General features: G+C 72.5%; 1 protein-coding gene. It reads left to right on the forward strand.

All coding sequences use genetic code 11. From position 1 onward, the window contains the following. A partial coding sequence (locus ACXJLU_RS33425) for an efflux RND transporter periplasmic adaptor subunit (protein ID WP_457338018.1) occupies positions 1 to 1,091 on the forward strand: 1,091 nt, incomplete at both ends.

A 1,091-nucleotide genomic window follows, 5' to 3' on the forward strand; every position in this document is an offset into this window, starting at 1 on the left:
GCCGGCCGCCGCGGTGCCGGCGCCACCACCGTCGGCGTCGCCACCGCCGCACAGGCCGAGTTGCCGGTGCTGATCGAGGCCCTCGGCACCGTCACCCCCGCCGCCACCGTCACCGTGCGCCCGCAGGTCTCGGGCGTGCTGACCAAGGTACTGTTCAAGGAAGGCCAGGTCGTCAAGAAAGGCGAGTTGCTCGCCACCATCGACGCCCGCCCATTCGAGATGGCCCTGCTGCAGGCCAGCGGCCAGCGCCTGCGCGACGAGGCCYAGCTCGATGCCGCGCGCGTCACGCTGAAGCGCTACCAGACGCTGCTGTCGCAGGACTCCATCGCCCGCCAGGACGTCGACACCCAGGCCGCGCTCGTCAAGCAGCTCGAAGGCACCGCGATGACCGACAAGGCCTCCGAAGGCACCGCGCGCCTGAACCTCGCCTACACCCGCATCGCCGCGCCGGTGGGCGGCCGCATCGGGCTGCGCAGCGTCGACGAAGGCAACCTCGTCTCGTCCGGCGACGCCACCGGCATCGCGGTGATCACGCAGACCGAGCCGATCGACATCGCGTTCTCGATCCCGCAGGACCGCCTGCCCGCGATCCAGGCCCGCGTGGCCAGCGGCGCGCGGCTGCCGGTCGCCGCCTACGACCGCACCCGCACCAACAAGCTCGACAGCGGCGATTTCTCCACCTTCGACAACCTCGTCGACACCACCACCGGCACCGTGCGCGCGAAGGCCCGCTTCAAGAACGAGGGCGGCGCGCTGTTCCCGAACCAGTTCGTCAACGTGCGCCTGCTGCTCGACACCGTGAAGGGCGCCGTCGTCGTGCCGATCACTGCGCTGCGCAACGGCCGCGACGGCGACTACGTCTACGTGCTGCAGCCCGACCGCACCGTGCAGCAGCGCACGGTCACGCGCGGCCAGGCGACGGTCGACAAGGTGTCGATCACCACCGGGCTCGAGGCCGGCGAACAGGTCATCACCGAAGGCGCCGACCGGCTGAAGGACGGCGCGCGCGTGACGCTGTCGGCCGACCGCGCCGCGTCGGGTGCGCAAGGCGCCTCCGGCCCGGCCGGCGCGTTCCCGCCGGGCCGCCGCGC

This window comes from Rhizobacter sp. P5_C2 (assembly GCF_054049715.1).